Annotated in this window: 1 protein-coding gene; it reads left to right on the top strand. The window is 63.7% G+C overall.

The features are described from left to right. Window positions 1–282 precede the first annotated feature (282 nt). Window positions 283–4,654, top strand: a 4,372-nt coding sequence (locus ORI27_RS32640) for a DUF4011 domain-containing protein (RefSeq protein ID WP_266001387.1), incomplete at its 3' end; no start/stop codon positions are given.

Genomic DNA, 4,654 nt, shown 5'->3' with positions numbered 1-4,654 from the left:
ACGGCGGGGTGACCCTCGAATTGTCGACCTCCGGGTCTGACTGAACACACGCGCCACAGAGCGCTCTGAGGCACCCCGCCCCAAACACCCCTAATTCAGCAGGCTCCTAGCCTCGTGTCGAGGCCGTCGCGGCTTCGAACAGAATGGGGCTGGCAAGAATCCTTACAGGACGTATCGTCCGTGGTTTCATATTCAGGCCTTTGTGACCGGCTATGCGACACGGGTATTTGCTCGCAACGCCCGGTCATTGCGGACCGTCTCGAAGGCAGAGGGGTAAGAGCAGTGAACACTGTTGATCGACATTCACTTATTGGGCACACGCTCACCACGCTCGCCGGTGGCCTATCGCCGTTTGTTACCCAAGTGCTCAACCGCGTGCTCCCGCCGGGCACCGACTGGGCCGATTTGCTGCGGGCAAAGGACAGTGCGAGTGGCCGCCGGGTCGGTGAATACCAGAGCCGCGATCTCGCCCTGATGTTGCGTGCGATGACCGAGCGCCTCGGTGAACTCGGCTATCCCTTCAACAAAGCCATGCCCCGGCAGGCCGAGATCTACGCCAAGGAGTTGCGCGAGGTCCGCAACAAATGGGCACACACTGGAGAGTTCAGCGATGCCGAGACGTATCGCGCCATCGACTCAGCCGAACTATTGCTGCGCGCCATCGGGGCCACCGACGTCGCGGAAAGGGTCCACCAGCTCAAGGGGGGTGTTGCGCCCGCGGCACCGGCAGGCAAGCACGCGCTGGCCCCCACCGTCGTTCCCGTGCCCACGCCGTCGCCGCAGCAGCCCGAGGATGCGCCGCGGATCGACATTGCCGCCATCACTGACCTGAGCTACGCGATGGCCCACTGCCGTATCCCAGTGGTCGACCACATCATCGTGGACAACACGGGAGGTGATCGGCAGGGCGCGGTCATCGAGGTAGACGTGGTCAGTGCCGACGGCTCACACGGCGGCCCGGCGGAGATCCATCTTGACTTGCTGGCGCATCAACCCACCGTGCTGAGCACGGTCGACCTCAAGCTTGATCCGGCTTCGATGCTGCGCGTCGACGAGCAGCGGCCCGGCGAAATCCGCGTTGTCCTGCGTGACAACACCGGCGCGGTACTCGCGGAGGTGGCCAAAGAGGTCAACATCCTGGCCGCCAACCAATGGAAGGCCACGCCGCCGCAACTCGCTTTGGAGATGTTGGCGGCATACATCCAGCCAAACGCGACGGTCATCGCTGATCTGATGCTCGACATCTCGGACCGGTTGAAGGCTGCGACCGGTAACCCCTCGCTCGACGGGTACCAGAGCGAGAGCCCCGAACGGGTCGATGCGATCGTGCGGGCAGTTTACGACGCCATGAAGGCGAGCGACATCCGTTACGCCGAACCTCCAGCAAGTTGGGGCGACATCGGCCAGAAGGTTCGTACGCCCGCAGAGGTGCTCGAAGGACGCCTGGGAACCTGCCTCGACACCACATTGGCGATGGCTGCCGTGCTGGAGCAGTGCGGCATCAACTCCACGATCTGGCTGCTGCGCGGCCATGCCTTCTTGGGTTACTGGCGCACCAACGCCGCGCTGTCAAACGTGTCGACCACTGAGCCCATGGAAGTCGCGAACCAGGTCGATCTGTCGAACATAGGGCTAGTCGAAACCACGATGGTGACACAGTCCGCCGCCGATTCGGCGTTCGGCGATGCCCGACGTGCGCCGAGCAACCGGCATCTCGGCGACGACCTGACCGACATCATCGGTGTCACCGATGTGCAGCAGGCTCGGCGAGCAGGTATCTATCCGCTACCGAGTCGCGCCGTCGACTCTGACGGCAATGTTGTCGTCTCGGAGTACACGCCGGGAGCCGGTCCGGTCATCGCGCCGTACACAGCTACCGACTCGAAACCCTCGGTGCAAGCTGCCGGTGTGCCTGCCCGTATCGGGCAGTGGAAGAACGCTCTATTGGATCTCAGCCTGCGCAACAAGCTGATCAACTACACCGACCGTGCGGGCTATCGTCTCGAAGTCCCCGCCCCGGCGCTGAGCCGCTTTGAGGACGCCATCAACGCCGGCGCCCAGATCTCGCTGCTTGGCTCAGACGAGGTGCAGAACGTCGATGTCGCCCGAGGTATCCGATTCGGCCGCGACCTACCCGAGCCCACCCGCGAACTGCTGCTCGCCGACAAGCACAGTGCCTACATCGACATCACCGAGGCGTCCTACAAGAGCAAGTTGCGATACCTAGCGAACAAGGCGAAGACCATCGTCGAAGAGACGGGCGCCAACAACCTCTATCTCGCCTTCGGGATGCTCAGCTGGGAGCTGGCTGACCGACAGCTGAAGTCACCGCTGGTATTGGTACCTGTCACGCTCAGCAGCACAAACCGAGGTGAACGGTATGTCCTCACCATGGACGAGGCGGGTATGTCGACGCCGAACTACTGCCTCGTCGAGAAACTGCGCACGTCACTCGGGCTCGAGATCCCGGCTCTGGCCCAGCCGGACGAAGACGCATCGGGCATTGACCTGACGGGCACGTTCAACGCTGTCCGCCAAGCCGTCGCGGATGCACAGCTGCCGTTCCGGGTCGAAGACACCGTGCACCTATCGATCCTGCAGTTCGCGAAGTTCCCGCTGTGGAAGGACCTCGACGAATCATGGGAAGAGCTGTCCCGCAACAGCTTGGTTCGCCATCTCATCGAGAATCCGCAGAATCCGTTTGTCGACTCTGTTACCGCCCTCGCGGAGCCGAATCTCGATGAACTCGGTACCACCGTGCCGGTGCCAGCCGACGCATCGCAGTTGCGTGCGGTCGCTGACGCCGTCGGAGGACGCACCTTCGTATTGGAAGGACCGCCTGGAACGGGCAAGTCGCAGACGATCACCAACTTGCTCGCACATGCGATGAAAATGGGGCGGCGAGTCCTGTTCGTCGCCGAGAAGCGCGCGGCTCTCGACGTGGTGAAGAAACGTCTGGAAAGTGTCGGGCTAGGTGAGCTTTCGCTGGATATTCATGATAAGGCCGCTCGTCCGACCGCCGTGCGAGCCCAGATCAAGCACGCGCTGGAGCTGCGGCTCAGCCACGACGCCGATCTGTTGAAGACCAAGCTGCAAGTGGCCGAATCCAGCCGACACAGCTTGGCCCGCTACGCCGACCGGCTGCATCAGCAGAACGCGGTGGGTCAGTCGCTATACACCGCGAGGTCCTCTGAGCTGGCGGCGGATCAAGACGTGACACCACTTGCGGTGCCGAGAAGCCTTGTCACCAATAGTGATCCAACGGTCTTCGACAACGTCGCACAGGCACTGCGCACCCTTCCCGAGAAAGTTGACGACGCTCGGCCGCGCCCCGACCACCCATGGGCGTTCGTCGATCGGGTGCCGCTGACTGGCCTTGAACCGGCCCGGATTCATGCCGCGGCAGTTGCGTTCGACAACGCGCTGGCCGAGTTGCAGGCGGGTGGGATCGCGTTGGAGGTCCTTGCCAAGTACGGCAACCCCGGTGACGTCGACGGATGGACCCGGCTGACGGCGGAACCGCGCTATCCGCTGGCCGCCGTGGATGAGCTGCACACCCCGCGGGGCCAGGCGCATCTCGCCGGTATAGAACAATTGCTGGCGCATCTGCACCAAACCAGACCGGAATGGTTGTCCACCGTGACGCCGGCGGTCGTGGACCTCGACGTCCCGGCCATTCACGCGGCGGCGGTAGCAGCCGACGAATCAGGGTTCTTCGGTCGCAAGAAGCGCCGCCGAGCAGTACTCGCTCAGCTGGCCGACGTGCTGGCGGTGGATCAAGCCACGGTCGGCCTGAAGGCGCTGTCGACGCTCACTGAGCAACTTCAACAAAGTCACGCCGTCATCGCGGATCTCCGGCGTCGGGTTTCCGTTCTGCCGGTACCAGTGTTCGACCATCCATGGAACCCGCTCATTGACGCGGATGCCGCCCACCTCTCGGCAACGGTCGCCGCGGTGCGGCGGATCGGACAGAGTCTGTCAGCGCAGCCTTCGCATCCACGCGTTGCGGATCTGCGTACGTTCTACAGCGCGCATCCCTCAGGCGCGTTCGCACCAGTGCTACAGGCGTGGTCAACGGGATGGACGCAGCTGGCGCAGATGACCGGCGCCGACATCCTCCGCGACGGATTCATCGCGCAGTGGTGGACTGGACGAGCCGCCCGCAAGCTGGAATCAGTGGCGACCATCGAGCGATGGGTCGCGCTGCTGCGGCACGTCGAGCCGCTTGCCCTGGCGGACATGTCCCACGCACGGCAGCAGATTCTCGCCGGCAACGTGGTGGCCGAAGACGCCAGCCTGGCGTTCGATCGTGGGGTGGCCGCTGCTTCGATCGCCGAGCGTCTGGATGCCAGCGGGCTCAGCGAGTTCGACGTGGCCGCACACGGTAAGGCGATCCAACGCTTCACCACCAGCTCCTCGGCCATCCGCAACGAGCTGCGCCGTTCCATCCCCGCTGGACTACTTGCCGACCGCAAGTTCGATGCGTACACCGAGAGTGGACAGGTTGGTCTGCTCAAGCGCCAGTTGGACCGCAAGCGTGGCGGCATGAGTTGCCCTGTGTCAAGCCGCCCCGGGTTGATCGTGGTTGATCAGCTTCTGGAGGGCGCGATGTTTGGTGGGGTCGTAGGTGGTGTTGTCCTGCCAGCAGCGCCAG

This window comes from Mycobacterium pinniadriaticum (genome assembly GCF_026242045.1).
Taxonomy (GTDB): Bacteria; Actinomycetota; Actinomycetes; order Mycobacteriales; family Mycobacteriaceae; genus Mycobacterium; species Mycobacterium pinniadriaticum.
This window is presented reverse-complemented; position numbering and strand designations above follow the sequence as displayed.